Source organism: Legionella maceachernii (genome assembly GCF_900167045.1).
Classification (GTDB): Bacteria; Pseudomonadota; Gammaproteobacteria; order Legionellales; family Legionellaceae; genus Tatlockia; species Tatlockia maceachernii.
In genome coordinates this window covers 270,351-286,284 of the sequence record NZ_FUXJ01000003.1, presented here as the reverse complement: position 1 = coordinate 286,284, position 15,934 = coordinate 270,351, and the positions used below count along the sequence as shown (strand labels likewise).

Below are 15,934 nucleotides of genomic sequence, written 5' to 3'. Positions count from 1 at the left end.
GATTCGCTCACGCAATGCGCCAAGTGTGACTTTTCTCAAGCAGAGGCTGAGCACGTACTATGAAAAAAGCAATGATTGCTATACTCGGTACCGGCTCTTGGGGCACTGCCGTTGCTATTCATGTGGCAAAAAATAGTAATCAAGTCATGTTGTGGGGTCATAACCCCCAACATGTTCAAGATATGATTGAACAACGCTGTAATCAACGCTATCTACCTTCCATTCATTTTCCCGATTCACTGACTCCTACCACAGATCTTCAACATTGCTTAGAAGAGGCATCCGAAATTATTATTGCCGTCCCCTCACATGCCTTTGCGAATTTATTATCCCAAATAAGCAAACCCAAGCAGGGGCTGGCTTGGCTGACTAAAGGGGTTGATCCAGTTAGTCATCAATTGCTGAGTGAGCTAGTTTTTGATCGTTGGGGTACCGATTTCCCTATTGCAGTGATTTCTGGTCCCTCTTTCGCGCGTGAAGTGGCTCATTTTTTACCCACAGCTCTTACCTTGGCCTCTAATAATGTGATTTATCAAAAAACAATAAGAACACTACTGCATCATAATAACTTACGCGTCTATTCGAGTAATGACGTGATCGGAGTGCAATTGTGTGGAGCAGTAAAAAATGTCTTAGCTATCGCTTGCGGTATCAGTGATGGCTTAGGTTACGGTGCTAACGCCAAAGCAGCATTGATTACTCGCGGCTTAGCCGAAATGAAGCGTTTGGGAATAAAAATGGGAGCTCGAGAGGAAACGTTCATTGGTCTAGCGGGTGTGGGTGATTTAGTATTAACTTGTACTGATGATCAATCACGAAACCGGCGGTTCGGCTTATTTTTAGGAAAAGGGGTTGCGATTACTGAGGCTGAGCAGCAAATAGGACAGGTTGTAGAAGGAAAACATAATGCATCACAAATTTGCTATCTCGCAAATCAATTTGATGTGGAAATGCCAATATGCTCTCAGGTTAACGCACTTCTCTTGGAACAGATTACGCCTCAACAAGCAGTAATCAATCTGATGAGCCGCTCTCCAAGAGAAGAATAATCACCCGTAAGCAAGCTATTCCCCACATCCCCAGGCAGCACCACATCCAAGATCAAACTGCTTTAGGTTGGGGTTATCTACGAAAGCTGGGGTATTTGTAGATCCACACAAGCTTCGGATGGGGGCTGAATGCATAAACCCACCAATCTCTTGCTCAAGGGTTTCTAAACGTGCAATAGAGTGGGTATCCAGTGAGGTTAATTCCTCTTTCTTTGCATGAATGCAGGGGCTACATTCTAAACTTTGATGGGATAGGAGGGGAAAACCGGCTCTTTGAATTAGTGCCGTTAATTCTTGATGATCGGTTTGCCAAAGAGGATACCAAACCGTTCTTCCTTGATATAAATCCTCTTCTTGTTCAAACTCTTGTAAATTAGCATACCTTCTTGAATCACATTGACGCTTACCCGATACAATCATAGCCTCGCAAGCTGGATCAAAGTGATCTAAGAAATCAAGCAAGACTAACCCTTTAAGAAAACTAGCACACCATTGAAACTTACGGCTTGGAAATTGTTTGCGATCCTTAACCATTTCTGCGAACGTAGCTTGAGCATTTAATGAATGCACTTCTACGCCTTGACTCTTCGCATAATTAGAACAAGCAAACACCCTTTCAGGCCACGAAGCAGCTGCCCAACCAGTATTCACATAAACGAAATGAAGCCCAGGCATACCCTTTTCAATTAAGGCCTGCATCGCTGCAAGAGAATGGTTACCAAAATTACCAATGATTACATGCTGCATTGATTAGTGAGATTTAAGTAAAAGAATTCAGTTGAAATTAGCTAATTTAAACAATAAGCTTTTAAGCCCCATAACTTCGCTTCACATAATAACCGATTTGCAATGCTACGCAAAGCCACGAATATAAGTAGATCTTAATTGTCTTTACTATTCGAAGATTTTGATTATAGATAAAATAAGACAGTAAAGAATAGCACTGGTAACAGAAAAACTTAAGAAATTTTTTCGGTAGTAATAATTTGACTTTTATCCTGCACATCACCTAAAACTTATTTAAGTGGATTGGGGAATCCCAGTCGGCGTCTGGCCTCGGTGAATATCGGGGCCTTTCGCTTTCTAGGGGAAGCATTTGATACCCACCCTTCTTTTTTACCTTTCTCATTACAATAAAATTTTTTCACTATTATGGAATATGCCCGATTTTCTTGTTCGGGATTAAGAACATACCGTCCAATAGGACGAGCAATTAAATCAGCTAGCTGTAATCCACAAGAATTTGATTTCTTATCTGCAAGCACAATATCAAATGGCAGCTCACCCCATCGATTTGCCCCACCACAAACTCGCTTGAACTCAAGCTCTAAATCTTATCTTCTTTCTTGCCTCTGCTTTCAAAAATAATAGGAGTTCGTTTCTTTATCTGCTGTTGCTCTTTCATCCACTTAAACAACATAATCGCTAAATGCAGCGCTCATGTATCTTTCCTTTAAATACATTTCTAGTAAATATAATACATTAAAAGGGAGCCCATTATAAAAAATCTTTGCAACTGGTTTACCGCTCTACGAAAAGAGAAAGGATTACTTGATGATTTAATTCGTGGTCAACTCTATAGAGCATCAGCCCCTCAACAATCGATCCTCTATTAAAACGATTCGCCTAAAACTCTAAAGATAAAATTTGAAATGTAAGAAAATCATGAATTGGTGCCCAGGGCCGGAGTCGAACCGGCACGGAGTGATAAGCTCCGAGGGATTTTAAGTCCCTTGCGTCTACCTGTTTCGCCACCTGGGCATATTTTGGAGGCTGGGGTCGGAATCGAACCGGCGTCCACGGCTTTGCAGGCCGCTGCATAACCACTCTGCCACCCAGCCAAATGAGTGAATCCTATGGATTTTACCTACTTATTTCAGCGTTCACAAATTTACAAAGCCTAAATTCGAGGTCATAAACCAGTCAATGCTATTTTAGTTAACCCATTTAAAAAAAAAGCGACTGTCGTCGCTTTAATTTGGAGCGGGAAACGAGACTCGAACTCGCGACCCCAACCTTGGCAAGGTTGTGCTCTACCAACTGAGCTATTCCCGCGTCTCTACGGGGTGCCATTCTACCGAAATTTAGAGCGCTGTCAACTGGCCATGTGACCTTTTTTCATTAACTGTGGCCAAGCAATGCTAAGATAAATAATCATTGACCAAATAGTTAAGATTGCCGCCACATATAGCATAATAAAGCCCAAAACACCCCACCAAGATTCTGATGGCGTAAAGGCGATTAATAAAAATAAAGCCGACATCTGTAACGTCGTTTTTATCTTGCCAATATAACTGACAGTGACACTTGCTCGGCTGCCAATCTCAGCCATCCATTCACGTAACGCTGAAATAACAATTTCACGCCCAACAATCACAATTGCTGGTATGGTGATATACCCTACATCCTTTTCGCCTACTAAAAGGAGCAAGCTACAAGCCACTAATAACTTGTCCGCTACAGGATCAAGAAAAGCACCGAAAGGTGAAATTTGTTCAAGTTTTCGTGCCAGATAGCCATCCAACCAATCCGTAAAACTAGCCAAGGCAAAAACAGTCGCTGCTAAACTATGGGCCCAAGGAAACGGAAGGTAAAAAAGGATAATGAAGATCGGTATTAATATAATTCGCATTAAAGTCAATAAATTGGGCAAACTAGTTAATTTACTCACTCAAATCCCCTTCTAATTCAACTGCAAATACTCAGCAAGCTGTTGGTAATCATCAAACACTGCCAAAGCACCTGCTGCGAGCAGTGCTGCTTCTTGTTGATGATAAAAATCCACCCCGATGGCATCCACGCCAATACTTTTTGCCATTTCGATATCGCTCACCGAATCGCCTACCATCAAGGTCTCTTTCGCACTGACACCATAGGTATCCATGATCTCTTCCAACATCTGCGGGCAGGGTTTTGCTGGAGCCTGCCCTGCTGAACGTGTTACTTTGAACAATTTATCTAACCCACTGGCATGCAAAACACGCTGCAAAGACTGCTGCCCCTTATTACTAGCAATTCCCAAATGAATACCCGCATTGTCCAAGCGTTCAGCCATTTTTTTCGCGCCAGGAATTAAATAAACCTCCGTTGTCCTAGCAACTAAGGACTGATGTACAGCGAGTAGAAGTTGTTCCTGTTGTTCTTCGTTTAAGTGAGGAAAAGCTTTTTTTAAAGCGAGAACAAGCCCTAAACCAACCGATTGACGGGCAAGCTGCTCATCCAATTCACCAAACTGTAATCGTCTAGCCTCGGTAGAAACACTGTTTAAAATTTGTCCTAGGATGTCGCCTAAAGTCCCTTCCCAATCAAATACTACCAAGCGATATGGTTTACCCATGAGTCAATAAACTCCTCGCATTTAGGGTCTGTTGACAATTAATTTTCACTTTGCGGAATCCCTTGTCAATAGACTCAATTTTTTTAGCGTTTTTGCAAACTGTTCGTCCAACTTTGCTTCAAACAAATAATTTTTTCCGTTCAGGTTAAATTGAATTGCCCTAGCATGCAAATAAAGTCGTGATTTTGACTCCAAACCCTCAATGAGTTCTGGTTTGCCGTATTTCTGATCACCAACAATCGCATGGCCTAAATGAGCGCTGTGCACTCTAATTTGATGAGTACGTCCTGTCTTCGGTGAAGCCTCAACCCAACATGCTTGTTGATAATTCTCTAATAATTTAAAAACAGTCTGCGAAGCCCTACCCTCTTCATTGACCGTTACTATTCGTTCACCTGATTTAAGAATATTTTTCTCAAGGGGCGCATTAACCACCACCGTTTTTTTACCTTGCCAAGAAGAATACAGCAATGCCCAATAGATTTTCTCCACCTCACGCGCTTCCAGTAGAGCGTGAATTGCTCGTAACATGCTGCGTTTTTTTGCAAGGAGCAGGCAACCTGAAGTTTCTTTATCTAAACGATGCACTAGCTCAAGATAAGGTAAATCATGTCGTGTCTTGCGTAGCGCCTCAATTACACCTAAACTCAGACCGCTACCACCATGAACCGCAATTCCTGCGGGTTTATTAATGACTAAAAGACTATCGTCCTCAAAAATAATGCTCTCATGCAGTCTCTGTGCTAGCTTAGTTCCGACAAAAACCTCTTTTTCTTGCGCTGTGCGCACTGGAGGAATACGTACACAATCACCCTGCACCAATCGTGAAGATACCTGGGCTCTTTTTTTATTAATGCGAACTTCACCGGCGCGTATTATGCGATAGATATGACTTTTTGGCACTCCTTTTAGAATCCGCATTAAATAATTATCGAGGCGCTGGCCTTCATCTTCAACACCGATTTCAGTGTAACGTACATCACTCATTGTGCATTAACCTATTTGCTGGAGCTGTTTTTTTTTGATACTATTCTAAATCGTGTGAAACTATTCGCACGACCGGATTATAACGCATAAACAAATAAAAAGTTTATGGGTCGACAATAACTCGACTAATTTAATTGGGGTTTTGTTCTTTTGCCTACTAGAATGCGCTTTGAACGCGAGCTTTCGAGCACGATGACACAATGATTTAGAGCTATAATAGTAGAGTAGAAGACAAACCAAATACGCGCTTCCCTTAAGTATGTGATATAAGGAAGCAGCCCAGTACTAGAGCCAAATTGAAAACGAACTTATCAGATACCCGCGCATGTCAGACATGCTTTACATCAGTCACCAAACATTTTGCAGATTTAGGCAGAGGACGTTTTCACACGCATGAAACGACCATTCGCTCCTATTTATCACGAAATCGGTTAACACAGATGTATATTACCCAACATGCGCCGCAATATTTGCCGGTACCATGCGTGCGGTCTGTCTTTATGGTCCTGGGTGTTGCTTAAAGTGGATATTTTTTGTTATTGAGGGAACTGTTATTAGTCAATAAACTGATAATAGTTCAAAATGAGATACGAGTCATTGCTTAAAATAATGAAGCTCTTGGAGAATTCCAGTGAAGCTCGTGCCGTTGGGCATAAGCAAGAGCGTAACCTCAAAACACAAAATGGATAGCCTTACACTATCTTTGCTTAAGTGTGTTGCGCCCTTTTATGGGGTAAATAATGGAAAAAATGTTAATCAATGCAACCCAGACTGAAGAGATCCGGGTTGCGCTAGTAAAAGATAAAGAACTTTATGATTTGGACATCGAATGTCCTTCGGAAGTTAAGAAAAAAGGCAATATATACAAAGCGTTAGTGACGCGGCGAGAGCCTAGTTTAGATGCTGTTTTTGTTGAGTACGGTGCAAAACGCCAAGGGTTCTTACCCCTTAAAGAAATAGCACCTGAATATTTAAGCAAACATCCTGACGAATTCGGAGATGAAAAACCGCCTATTACGAGTTTAATTCGTGAAGGTCAGGAATTACTTATTCAAGTCGATAAGGAAGAGCGAGGAAATAAAGGCGCTGCGCTAACGACTTATATTACCTTAGCGGGCTGTTATCTTGTTTTAATGCCCAATAATCCTAATTCAGGAGGCATCTCACGACGTATTGAAGGTGACGATCGAGACGAGTTAAAAGAAACATTAAATGCACTCCAACTACCGGATGGAATGGGTCTTATTATTCGTACCGCCGGCGTTGGGAAAAACTTAGATGAGTTGCAGGCTGACCTTGATATGTTGTGTAATCAGTGGCAAGCAATTCGCCAGGCTTACAATACGCAGTTAGCCCCCTGTCTTATTCATCAAGAAGGAGACGTTATTATTCGCTCTATTCGCGATAATTTACGTAAATCCATTGGTGAAATTATCATCGATGACCAAGTTTCCTATGTCAAAGCAAAACAATACATTGAGCAAGTTAAACCTGATTTTCTACCGAACTTAAAGCTCTACAACAGCACAATACCACTTTTTAACTTCTATCAAATTGAAAGCCAAATAGAAACTGCTTATCAGCGCGAAGTGTTGTTGCCTTCAGGCGGTGCTTTAGTGATCGATCGTACCGAAGCACTCATTTCGATTGATATCAATTCGGCCAAAGCAACCAGTGGTGCCGACATTGAGGCAACTGCTTTAAACACTAACTTAGAAGCAGCCGATGAAATTGCTCGTCAATTACGTCTTCGCGATCTTGGTGGATTAGTTGTCATTGACTTTATTGACATGAGCTCAAGCAAAAACCAGCGCGAAGTCGAAAACCGCTTGAAAGAGGCACTTAAAGCAGACAGAGCACGTATCCAAGTCGGCCGCATTTCTCGGTTTGGCTTACTGGAGATGTCCCGTCAGCGCCTTCGACTCTCTTTAGGCGAAAATGCGCAAGAAGTCTGTCCGCGTTGCGAAGGAAGAGGCACTGTAAGAAATGTTCAATCTCAAGGATTAGCAATCACCCGCCTCATTGAAGAAGAAGCATTAAAAGAAAAAACCGCTGAAGTACAAGTGCAGTTGCCTGTGGAATTAGCCACATTCATTATCAATGAAAAAAGGGACTTTATCCTAAATATAGAAAAACGTCATAACGTTAACGTTTTGATTATTTCGAACCCTTACTTGCATTCGCCTCAATACAGCATTGTGCGTCTAAAAGAAGACAATGTCGGTAAGAATAAAAAACCAAGTTATACCTTAATTCAGCAACCCGAATTAACAATAGTACGTTCAGACCAGGGTGCGGTAAAACACGATGAGCCAGCAGTCAAGAGCTTTTCTTTACAGCAACCACCTAAAACTCCGCATAGTAGCTTTATTAAGCGTTTGTGGTCCAGTTTATTTGGTGGTACTTCTGAATCCTCGACCGAACCTGCTGAACCGCCCCGCCAAGAGAAAAGTACACGCGTTCATCACCATAAACCGTCCAGCCAAAGCACAAGTGGCGAGAAACGCCAATCCAATCAAGCGGGTCGCCGCCGGCGTTCAGGTGGAAATCAACAACGTGCGGGTAGCCCGCAGCGTCGAAGAAATCCAGCGGGTCAACAATCAGGTGGTGGCAGAGTAGTTCCTTTAAAAACCGACGCGAATAAAAAAAAAGAGCCGGTGAATAAAGAATAATATTAACCCCGGTCATTGCAGTTGGGTCGTTTAACCTAGTGGTACTGTCTTAAGCGATTTTAACTCAATTTTAACTCATCCCGATGGCTCGCGGCTTGTCCGCGGGACATCGATAGAAAAGGGGTTTTGTCCTTAGCACAGCACCATTAGGCGTTTGACTCCATACCATTTTTATAAAGCCATGATAAAAAAATTCCCTCTATTTTTAGTCCTTCTGTCGCTTTCTTTTAGCGTTCCAGCAGAAACTCACAAAGAAAATGCGTTCTCAGTTTCTGCTATTCCACCTCATTTTAAAAAACTCATGAAAGCTTACACCTGGCACACCGGTTGTCCCTTGCCCATCAACGATCTTCGTTACCTTCATCTAAGTTACTGGGGATTTGATAAAAAAACACATCAAGGGGTTTTAATTGTTAACAAAACGCTGGCAAAAGAGATGGTTCAAATTTTTAAAATCCTCTACTTGAATCAATTCCCTATTGGTAAAATGGAGCCTATGGAAACCTTCAAAGGCGACGACAATGCAGCACTTATAGCCAATAATACCAGCGCATTCAATTGCAGAGAAGTCACTGGCCAACCAGGCATTTACTCTCAACACAGCTACGGTCGTGCCATCGATATCAATCCTAAAATCAATCCCTACGTCAAAGGAAAGTTTGTTTTACCCCAAAACGGTGTTCCTTTTGTCGATCGCAATAAACCTTTTCCCGGGAAAATTACTAAAGCAAGTTTAATCTATAAAGTTTTTACTCAATATGGCTGGGATTGGGGCGGCAACTGGTATGATGTCCAAGATTATCAGCACTTTGAAAAGAGAGCGAATGGAGAAAAGCGAAACCCTTTTGGATATCCACAAAAATAGCGATAGTTAAACTTTCATCCCTCCTGAAAGATTAGATACATCTTCTTCCTCATCAGAGCTTTCCTGCCCAATATCATCATCATTAGATTCTGATTTAATCTCTTCCACAGATGAACGCAATGCCTTTTGAGCCTCTCGTACTTCTTCGGTTTTAGTTTTAGCCTCTGTAGTCTCTTTAAACTCAAACTCTCCCCAGCCGAGTGCATTATAAAGTGCACTAATGAGATTCTCTAGCCAGTTTTTTTCTCGTGGATTGGAGATTTCAATGTTAATACTAGAGCTTATTTCATCAATCTGCTGCTTATACCTTTCTTGATACTGACTCAGGGTTTGATCAATTTCCTCTGCTTTTGTATGAGAAAGTTTGTCCTTAAACCCTTCTGCTTGGTCATACAATCTTTCTAATCTATTGCTAATACCTTGCAATACTTTAATTGTTTGTCCATTAGTATCATTTTTTTCTGAGTTATCTTTTAATATCCCCCATTTTTGGAGAGAGCTAATATAAGCCTCTACTTTTCCCTTCACTTCCCAAACAACGTTTTGAAATTTTTCAATTTCTTTTGAAGCTTCTTCTTTTTTCTTCTCAACCCCAAGATCCTGTGTAGCTTTGGCGGAAAATTTTTCTTCAAGCAGTACTTGAGGATTTATCCGCTTTACAAAATTTTCTGAGGGCACTGTAACTTGTTCGCTTAATTTACGAAAGGCTTCATTCTGTTCGGCAGTCATTTGTTTGCCAGAATCAACGTCTTCCATTGTCATGCTTTGCTCTTTTTCAAAAGCCGAAGTTAATAATTGAGTATGCAAAGCAATCGTTGCTTGAAGCATTTTTTTTATTAACTCCTCTTTACTCCCACACGTTTCGACAAGCTTGTCATAATTTTGCTCGCCAATCGCGTTTTTGACCGAGGGATTAAGATCGGTAAGATCATCATTAAAAAGCTGGCGAGCACAACCTCTCGCAAACTGGCTTAAATAACCCTCTAAATTACCTGCCTCAGCCGCAGCTCTCGTATTCGCTAACAGTTCACTTCCATCAAACTTCATCTGATCAAATAATCGAGTAAGCATCCCTGGATCTTTATGCTCGATCGCGGTTCCAATTCGTTTCTGTGCATAGTCTTCTGTTAAATAGCCAGTTAACAACCTTTGAGTAAACTGAGCTATTATCTGAGACTCTTGCATCACAAAAGGATCATCCAAATGGTGAGGATTGTAATGAGTAGCTTGAGTTGCTTCCAAATAAGCAGGCTCACCCCCTGGGATACCTGCCCCACGAACTGAAGCAAAAACACCTATTTTTTTATCACTGTCGGCAAATTGACCAGGCTGGATGCCATGTTTCAGGAGTTTTTGCTCGATCTGGGCAGCCAGCTGATTGTATTGGTATTCTTTTCCCTTAGGAATATAAATAGTAATTTGAGCCCCTTCTGAGACACGCGACGACATTGCCGAATCTTCAGTCTCTGCTTTCTCTGCCCTACTTAGCCGAGTCACTTTGAAACTAGGCACCTCTTGCTCTAACAAAAAAGGATGAATTAAATCCCAAGCTTGTGCTAACTGATCTTTATTGACATTTAAATGAATTTTCCAAGGTGATTGATTGTCGGGTTTATCTGCCCATTCTGCCTGGGGTGGTTCAAAAATCGCGAAAGGAGAGTCATTGGTGATGTAATACTCATAACTCTTATTATTACTATTTTCGAATTTGGTTCTAGGAATATCTTGGGTCGTATTCAGAGTCTCGTATGAAAAATCAGACATGAGAGCTCCCAACTATACGCAAGGGATATATACAGTATAGTCGTAGCCTGGGTGAAGCGCAGCGTAACCCGGGATTTTTTCACATGAATCCTGGGTTACGCTGCGCTTCACTCAGGCTACAATATAAGCTTTGTCAAAGCCCTGTAAGTAGAATCTTATTCCGATTCTTTCAAACCAGTAGCAATGGGTGTGACACCAATATTGGGATTGACTCCACAATCATCGAGCAATTTAAGTAAATTATTCCCTCGGCGAGTTAATCGCTTAATGCAATACGCTTCGAGGTAACTTTGCAGAATATAGTAATATTCAGGTAGCGTAAGAATGGTTAATATTTTCTCAGCGCGCTTCACATGATATGCCTTACCATAATCGCAGGCTTGAAAAAGGACTGCTCCGAGCATGGCAGCAAAACTTGCTTTACGAATAGGATTTGCTAAATAAAAACGATGTATGCATTCATCAAGTGCCCGATCTTTATCCCACTCGACCCAATCATCGTAAAGTCTTATCGCCGTATGGGCATCAAATTCTTGATTCGTGGCTTGTGAAAGCTGTTGTAATGCATAAGCAACAGGCACAATGGCCTGCACATTAGCCCAAGAACAGTTACCCGTGATTTGAGGACTAATAGGCATTTTAGCAAAGGGGATTAACCCTAATTTTTGGTTAATCACTTGGTGAAAATAACGGCGAGGTTGTCTCTTATAAAGAAAGTCCTGCAAAAAACGAATGTCGAAGACTTTTGGATTAGTAATGCGGTAAATGTTAACAGTACCTTCCCTCAAACTATTCTCACCCCGGTCAATCTTAGCCCACCATTCTTTATAACGAATAAAACCAAGAGCATGTCCCTTGCTTGCTGCTGGTAAAATTAGCATCGGTGATTGTTGCAGTATGCGAGCAAGTATAGGTTTGTTAGTTTCCCCCAAATTCACAGAGAGATTATGTTGCAATTTTAATAATTCCCCTGCCACGGTAAAGGCATCCATTATCGGGTATATAAGAGAAAAATGATCTCGCAAATGACGTGTAGAATAACTGCTGGTAAAACGTCGCAGAGAATCTTTGACGACAGCTACAGTGAATTCAAGCATAAAGCCTTCATAATTAAGCTCAATAAATTCATTTTGAGCATTAACGATATCGACATACCCTTTTAATTCGTAACGGTGCCCTAGTAATTTGGCATTTATAAAATCAAGGGCAAAATCCAATTTTGCTCCATACTGATAAAGTAAATGCTTAAGATTGTCGTAACCTCTTAAAACTGGATAAACAAGGATAGAGAGGCCTGAACTGGTATAGGCATTAGGATCAGCACCATGCTGTAAAAACAACTCGGCTAATTCAAGGTTATTATTATCAGCTGCCCAATGAAGTGGCGTCCTTCCTGTAACGTCACCCTTATTGACATTAGCCCCCCGTATGAGTAATTGCTGAGCAATATCCACTTGGCCAATAATCGCACACTCAATCAGTGGCGTGAAACCGTATTCATCAATATCATCCAAAGATTCGCCTTGATTCAAATAATGATCGAAATCAGGCATACGGGAGCTAATAATATCATCAGCAATGGTCATTTAACGATCCTAAGGATTAGGGTTTGGATTAAATTTTGGTGCTGACACAAGCCCTAATTTTAATCTATGCTGATATTCCTGTTCCCTGCGTTCATTTTCAAATTTAGTTAAAACCTCGCGTGTACTCAAATGAGGGTTTTGATTTAAAATATCAGCAATACCATCAAAATAGGGATTATCCTTCAAAGAAGGGTGTTCTTTCATCCCATTTTGAAAATCCTCTTCTAACCCAGCTTGTGCTTGTTGGGGTTCATAATGTTCATTTTCATGAACCCTCACACCGAGTTTGCGATGGCCATTCTTTTCCTCAATACGTCGTTGATTCTCCATGTGCCATGTTTCGTCCTTCAATAAGGATTCGCCCCGATCACGAGTAGGTAATCGGGTAGGAAAATCAGTGTCTGGTCTACTTAATTCGCTCATAATTTAAAGTATAAATTATAAATACTCACGTTGCAGAATTTCTGCAATTTGCACCGCATTTGTTGCTGCGCCTTTACGGATGTTGTCAGCAACGACCCACAAATTTAATCCATTAGGATGAGAAATGTCCTTACGAATACGGCCAACAAAAACCTCATCGTGACCAATTGCATGGGTAATGGGTGTTGGATATTGTAATTTAGACGTTTTGTCTACTAATTTAACTCCTGGCGCGTTTAAAAGCAACCTGCGCGCTTCCTCTACAGTCATTGGCGCTTTTAATTCAAGATGAATGGCTTCGGAATGCCCATAAAGCACTGGAACGCGGACAGTTGTTGGGTTCACAAGGATGGTCTCATCTTCCATGATTTTTTTCGTTTCCCATACCATTTTCATCTCTTCGCGGGTATAGCCGTTCTCTTGAAATTCATCGATATGGGGCAACACATTAAATGCAATTTGATACGGATAAACAGAAGCACGTGTTGGACGTCCATTCAATAATTCACCCATTTGTGAAACTAATTCCGTAATGGCTTTTTTTCCAGTTCCCGAAACCGCTTGATAGGTAGCCACATTAATACGGCTAATGCCCACTGCATCATGTAACGGTTTCAAAGCCACAACCATTTGTATCGTCGAACAATTGGGATTAGCAATAATGCCCCGGTTTTTGTATTCAGCGATGCGATGCGGATTGACTTCGGGAACCACAAGCGGAATATCGGCGTCATAACGAAAGCAAGACGTGTTATCGACTACAATGCAACCAGCCTTAGCAGCAATAGGGGCATACTCTTTCGATACAGCACCACCTGCAGAAAATAAAGCAATATCCGCTTTACTGAAATCGAAGTCCGCTAAGTCAAGCACATCTAATTCACTGTTATTGAAAGTAACGGTATTGCCGACTGAGCGATGACTTGCGAGAGGATAGAGCTTATCAACCGGGAAATCGCGCTCTTCCAAAACCTTCAGCAGCGTTTCACCCACTGCACCCGTTGCACCAACAATTGCGATGTTGAGTCGTCTGTTCATTACTACCTCAAATTAAGGGTTAAATTATTTATTTTCCTTTGGGAATAATAACATTTATTGTTATGGAGCCTTTATCGCTAAGCCCCGCCACTTGTTCGCGAGACCTAGTAAGTCGTTTATGCTCCTAGCCATTTTGCGCTTTATCACGCAAATAATGGTCCATCAATACCAAAGCCATCATCGCCTCGGCAATCGGCACCGCCCGAATACCCACACAAGGGTCATGGCGGCCTTTAGTAACCACAGTGACTTCTTCACCTTGAGTATTAATCGACTTACCTGGCTTGATAATGCTCGACGTAGGCTTCAAAGCAATGCTTGCCACTATAGTCTGGCCAGTGGAGATACCACCGAGTACCCCTCCTGCATTGTTACTTAGGAATCCTTCGCGTGTCATCTCATCGCGATGTTCACTTCCTAATTGTGTTACAGCAGCAAATCCCGCACCGATCTCCACACCCTTTACTGCATTAATCGACATTAACGCATAAGCTAAAGTAGCATCTAGTTTATCGAAAACGGGATCACCCAATCCAATCGGCACACCACGTGCCATCACTGTCACTCGTGCGCCCACCGAATCACCTTGGCGCCGCAGTTGGTCGATGTATTCTGCTAAATCTTGTATTTGGTACTGGTTAGGACAAAAGAATGGATTATTATTTATTTCAGTTTCATCAACAAAATCCAGAGAGAGATTACCCATTTGCTGCAAATAACCCAAAATGTCTATACCGAGCACTCGTTGCAAATAAAGGCGAGCAATTGCACCTGCAGCAACCCTAGCCACCGTTTCTCGCGCAGAAGATCGCCCACCTCCACGATAATCACGATAGCCGTATTTATGATGGTAGGTAAAATCGGCATGCCCTGGGCGAAAAATGGTTTTGATGGCGTCGTAATCACTCGAGCGCTGATCACTGTTTTTAATCAGTAACGCAATGGGGGTTCCTGTGGTTAAACCTTCAAATACCCCAGAAAGAATTTCGACTTGGTCTTCTTCCCGCCTTTGAGTGGTGTATTTTGACTGGCCAGGTTTCCGTTTGTCGAGGAAGGGCTGAATATCTTTTTCTGATAAGACTAATCCTGGAGGACAACCATCTACTACACAACCCAGCGCCGTACCATGGCTTTCACCAAATGTGGTCACTGTAAATAATTTTCCGAATGTGTTTCCACTCATTTAGTTACCTTAAGGCGCAAAATGCGCTTTTAATTGCTGGCGCGTCAACAAAAATACACCATGTCCCCCGTATTCGAGATCAAGCCAGGTAAAAGGCACCTGCGGAAAGGCATCAACCAATGCATCTTCACTGTTGCCTACTTCTACAACCAGCACACCATGGTCTGTTAAGTAATCATGGGCTTTTATAAGAATTTTTTCAACAATTGCCAAACCATTGTTACCCGTTTCCAAAGCCAGTCGAGGTTCATGGAGATACTCCTCAGGCAGGGTCTGCATTTCTTCCGAGCCGACATACGGAGGATTAGAGACAATGATATCGTAACGTTTTTTTGGAACATTAGCCCAGCAATCCGATTCAATTAAGGTTAAGACTTCTTGTAGCCCGTGGCGCTCGCGATTGATTGCAGCAACCTCCAAGGCATCTGTAGAGAGATCAGTAGCATCAATTTGGGCTTCAGGGAAAGCGTAATGGCACGCAATAGCAATGCAAGCACTGCCTGTACACATGTCCAAAATATGCTCCACGCTATCTGCTTGTATCCAGGGGGAAAATTGCTGTTTGATAAGCTCAGCAATAGGCGAGCGCGGAATTAACACTCGTTCATCCACATAAAAAGGCAGCTCGCAAAAATAAGCCTCATTCGTAAGGTAAGGCACAGGAACCTTTTCAATGATTCGTCGGGATAAACGATTCATCAAAATTTGCTTTTCCACAGAAGTCAGCCGCGCTTGTAAAAGCATGGGCTCGCAATCAAGCGGTAAAGATAAACTTCCCAGAATCAATGCAAGCATGTCATCCCATGCATTGTCGGTTCCGTGACCGTAATAGAGATTAGAAGCATGCGCTTGACTGACACCAAACCGAAGAAAATCAATGATGGTTTCAAAATGGGCTGTTATTGTTGCGTAAGAATCATTCATAAATTATTTAACCTTTTACCTAACGTAGAGCACATAATTATCACAAATTGTACGTTATTTTAGAGACTTTGTCCTTTAACCTTTCCCATTTGATTGACCTTGAATT

At 41.8% G+C, this 15,934-nt stretch carries 13 protein-coding genes and 3 tRNA genes; 3 read left to right on the top strand and 13 right to left on the bottom strand.

Going from position 1 to position 15,934, the window contains the following annotated elements; translation table 11 throughout:
- The first annotated feature begins 59 nt into the window (after positions 1-59).
- Positions 60-1,049 (top strand): NAD(P)H-dependent glycerol-3-phosphate dehydrogenase, encoded by a 990-nt coding sequence (locus tag B5D33_RS02970; protein WP_058453302.1) that lies wholly within the window; start codon positions 60-62, stop codon positions 1,047-1,049.
- A gap of 15 nt (positions 1,050-1,064) precedes the next feature.
- Here the strand turns inward: B5D33_RS02970 and B5D33_RS02965 are convergent, their stop codons facing one another.
- The 7 genes from B5D33_RS02965 to B5D33_RS02930 form a co-directional block, all read right to left on the bottom strand.
- A complete protein-coding gene (locus B5D33_RS02965; RefSeq protein ID WP_058453301.1) occupies positions 1,065-1,796 on the bottom strand; it encodes a phosphoadenosine phosphosulfate reductase domain-containing protein in 732 nt (243 codons plus the stop codon).
- Between the two features lie 924 nt (positions 1,797-2,720).
- A tRNA-Leu gene (locus B5D33_RS02955) sits at positions 2,721-2,810 on the bottom strand.
- 6 nt (positions 2,811-2,816) lie between these two features.
- Positions 2,817-2,890, bottom strand: a tRNA-Cys gene (locus tag B5D33_RS02950).
- 138 nt (positions 2,891-3,028) lie between these two features.
- Positions 3,029-3,104, bottom strand: a tRNA-Gly gene (locus B5D33_RS02945).
- Positions 3,105-3,144: 40 nt separating this feature from the next.
- On the bottom strand, positions 3,145-3,720 hold the full coding sequence (pgsA, locus tag B5D33_RS02940) for a CDP-diacylglycerol--glycerol-3-phosphate 3-phosphatidyltransferase (protein ID WP_058453299.1): 576 nt from the start codon (positions 3,718-3,720) through the stop codon (positions 3,145-3,147).
- Between the two features lie 12 nt (positions 3,721-3,732).
- On the bottom strand, positions 3,733-4,386 hold the full coding sequence (locus tag B5D33_RS02935; protein WP_058453298.1) for an HAD family hydrolase: 654 nt from the start codon (positions 4,384-4,386) through the stop codon (positions 3,733-3,735).
- Between the two features lie 45 nt (positions 4,387-4,431).
- Entirely contained in the window at positions 4,432-5,373 is a 942-nt protein-coding gene (locus B5D33_RS02930) for an RluA family pseudouridine synthase (RefSeq protein WP_058453297.1), read from the bottom strand.
- Positions 5,374-6,113: 740 nt separating this feature from the next.
- Here B5D33_RS02930 and B5D33_RS02925 point away from each other — a divergent pair.
- Positions 6,114-8,045 carry an Rne/Rng family ribonuclease gene (locus B5D33_RS02925; protein WP_058453296.1) on the top strand — a complete coding sequence of 644 codons (1,932 nt, stop codon included), beginning with the start codon at positions 6,114-6,116 and terminating at the stop codon, positions 8,043-8,045.
- Between the two features lie 181 nt (positions 8,046-8,226).
- Positions 8,227-8,910 carry a M15 family metallopeptidase gene (locus B5D33_RS02920; protein WP_058453295.1) on the top strand — a complete coding sequence of 228 codons (684 nt, stop codon included), beginning with the start codon at positions 8,227-8,229 and terminating at the stop codon, positions 8,908-8,910.
- A gap of 6 nt (positions 8,911-8,916) precedes the next feature.
- Here B5D33_RS02920 and B5D33_RS02915 read toward each other — a convergent pair whose 3' ends face one another.
- The 6 genes from B5D33_RS02915 to prmB all read right to left on the bottom strand — a co-directional run bounded on the left by B5D33_RS02915 (position 8,917) and on the right by prmB (position 15,828).
- A complete protein-coding gene (locus tag B5D33_RS02915; RefSeq protein WP_058453294.1) occupies positions 8,917-10,674 on the bottom strand; it encodes a hypothetical protein in 1,758 nt (585 codons plus the stop codon).
- Between the two features lie 155 nt (positions 10,675-10,829).
- Entirely contained in the window at positions 10,830-12,260 is a 1,431-nt protein-coding gene (ankH, locus tag B5D33_RS02910) for a Dot/Icm T4SS effector AnkH/LegA3 (RefSeq protein WP_058453293.1), read from the bottom strand.
- Between the two features lie 9 nt (positions 12,261-12,269).
- Positions 12,270-12,683 (bottom strand): hypothetical protein, encoded by a 414-nt coding sequence (locus B5D33_RS02905; protein ID WP_058453292.1) that lies wholly within the window; start codon positions 12,681-12,683, stop codon positions 12,270-12,272.
- Between the two features lie 15 nt (positions 12,684-12,698).
- On the bottom strand, positions 12,699-13,721 hold the full coding sequence (locus B5D33_RS02900) for an aspartate-semialdehyde dehydrogenase (protein WP_058453291.1): 1,023 nt from the start codon (positions 13,719-13,721) through the stop codon (positions 12,699-12,701).
- A 124-nt stretch (positions 13,722-13,845) separates the two neighbouring features.
- Entirely contained in the window at positions 13,846-14,904 is a 1,059-nt protein-coding gene (gene aroC, locus B5D33_RS02895; protein ID WP_058453290.1) for a chorismate synthase, read from the bottom strand.
- A gap of 9 nt (positions 14,905-14,913) precedes the next feature.
- Entirely contained in the window at positions 14,914-15,828 is a 915-nt protein-coding gene (gene prmB / locus B5D33_RS02890; RefSeq protein ID WP_058453289.1) for a 50S ribosomal protein L3 N(5)-glutamine methyltransferase, read from the bottom strand.
- Positions 15,829-15,934: the final 106 nt, after the last annotated feature.

What these genes read in the sequence shown, in the direction of transcription:
- B5D33_RS02970 (WP_058453302.1), top strand. Translation starts at nt 60, where the DNA reads ATGAAAAAAGCAATGATTGCTATACTCGGTACCGGCTCTTGGGGCACT.
- B5D33_RS02965 (WP_058453301.1), bottom strand. Translation starts at nt 1,796, where the DNA reads ATGCAGCATGTAATCATTGGTAATTTTGGTAACCATTCTCTTGCAGCG.
- B5D33_RS02935 (WP_058453298.1), bottom strand. Translation starts at nt 4,386, where the DNA reads ATGGGTAAACCATATCGCTTGGTAGTATTTGATTGGGAAGGGACTTTA.
- B5D33_RS02930 (WP_058453297.1), bottom strand. Translation starts at nt 5,373, where the DNA reads ATGAGTGATGTACGTTACACTGAAATCGGTGTTGAAGATGAAGGCCAG.
- B5D33_RS02925 (WP_058453296.1), top strand. Translation starts at nt 6,114, where the DNA reads ATGGAAAAAATGTTAATCAATGCAACCCAGACTGAAGAGATCCGGGTT.
- B5D33_RS02920 (WP_058453295.1), top strand. Translation starts at nt 8,227, where the DNA reads ATGATAAAAAAATTCCCTCTATTTTTAGTCCTTCTGTCGCTTTCTTTT.
- B5D33_RS02915 (WP_058453294.1), bottom strand. Translation starts at nt 10,674, where the DNA reads ATGTCTGATTTTTCATACGAGACTCTGAATACGACCCAAGATATTCCT.
- ankH (WP_058453293.1), bottom strand. Translation starts at nt 12,260, where the DNA reads ATGACCATTGCTGATGATATTATTAGCTCCCGTATGCCTGATTTCGAT.
- B5D33_RS02905 (WP_058453292.1), bottom strand. Translation starts at nt 12,683, where the DNA reads ATGAGCGAATTAAGTAGACCAGACACTGATTTTCCTACCCGATTACCT.
- B5D33_RS02900 (WP_058453291.1), bottom strand. Translation starts at nt 13,721, where the DNA reads ATGAACAGACGACTCAACATCGCAATTGTTGGTGCAACGGGTGCAGTG.
- aroC (WP_058453290.1), bottom strand. Translation starts at nt 14,904, where the DNA reads ATGAGTGGAAACACATTCGGAAAATTATTTACAGTGACCACATTTGGT.
- prmB (WP_058453289.1), bottom strand. Translation starts at nt 15,828, where the DNA reads ATGAATGATTCTTACGCAACAATAACAGCCCATTTTGAAACCATCATT.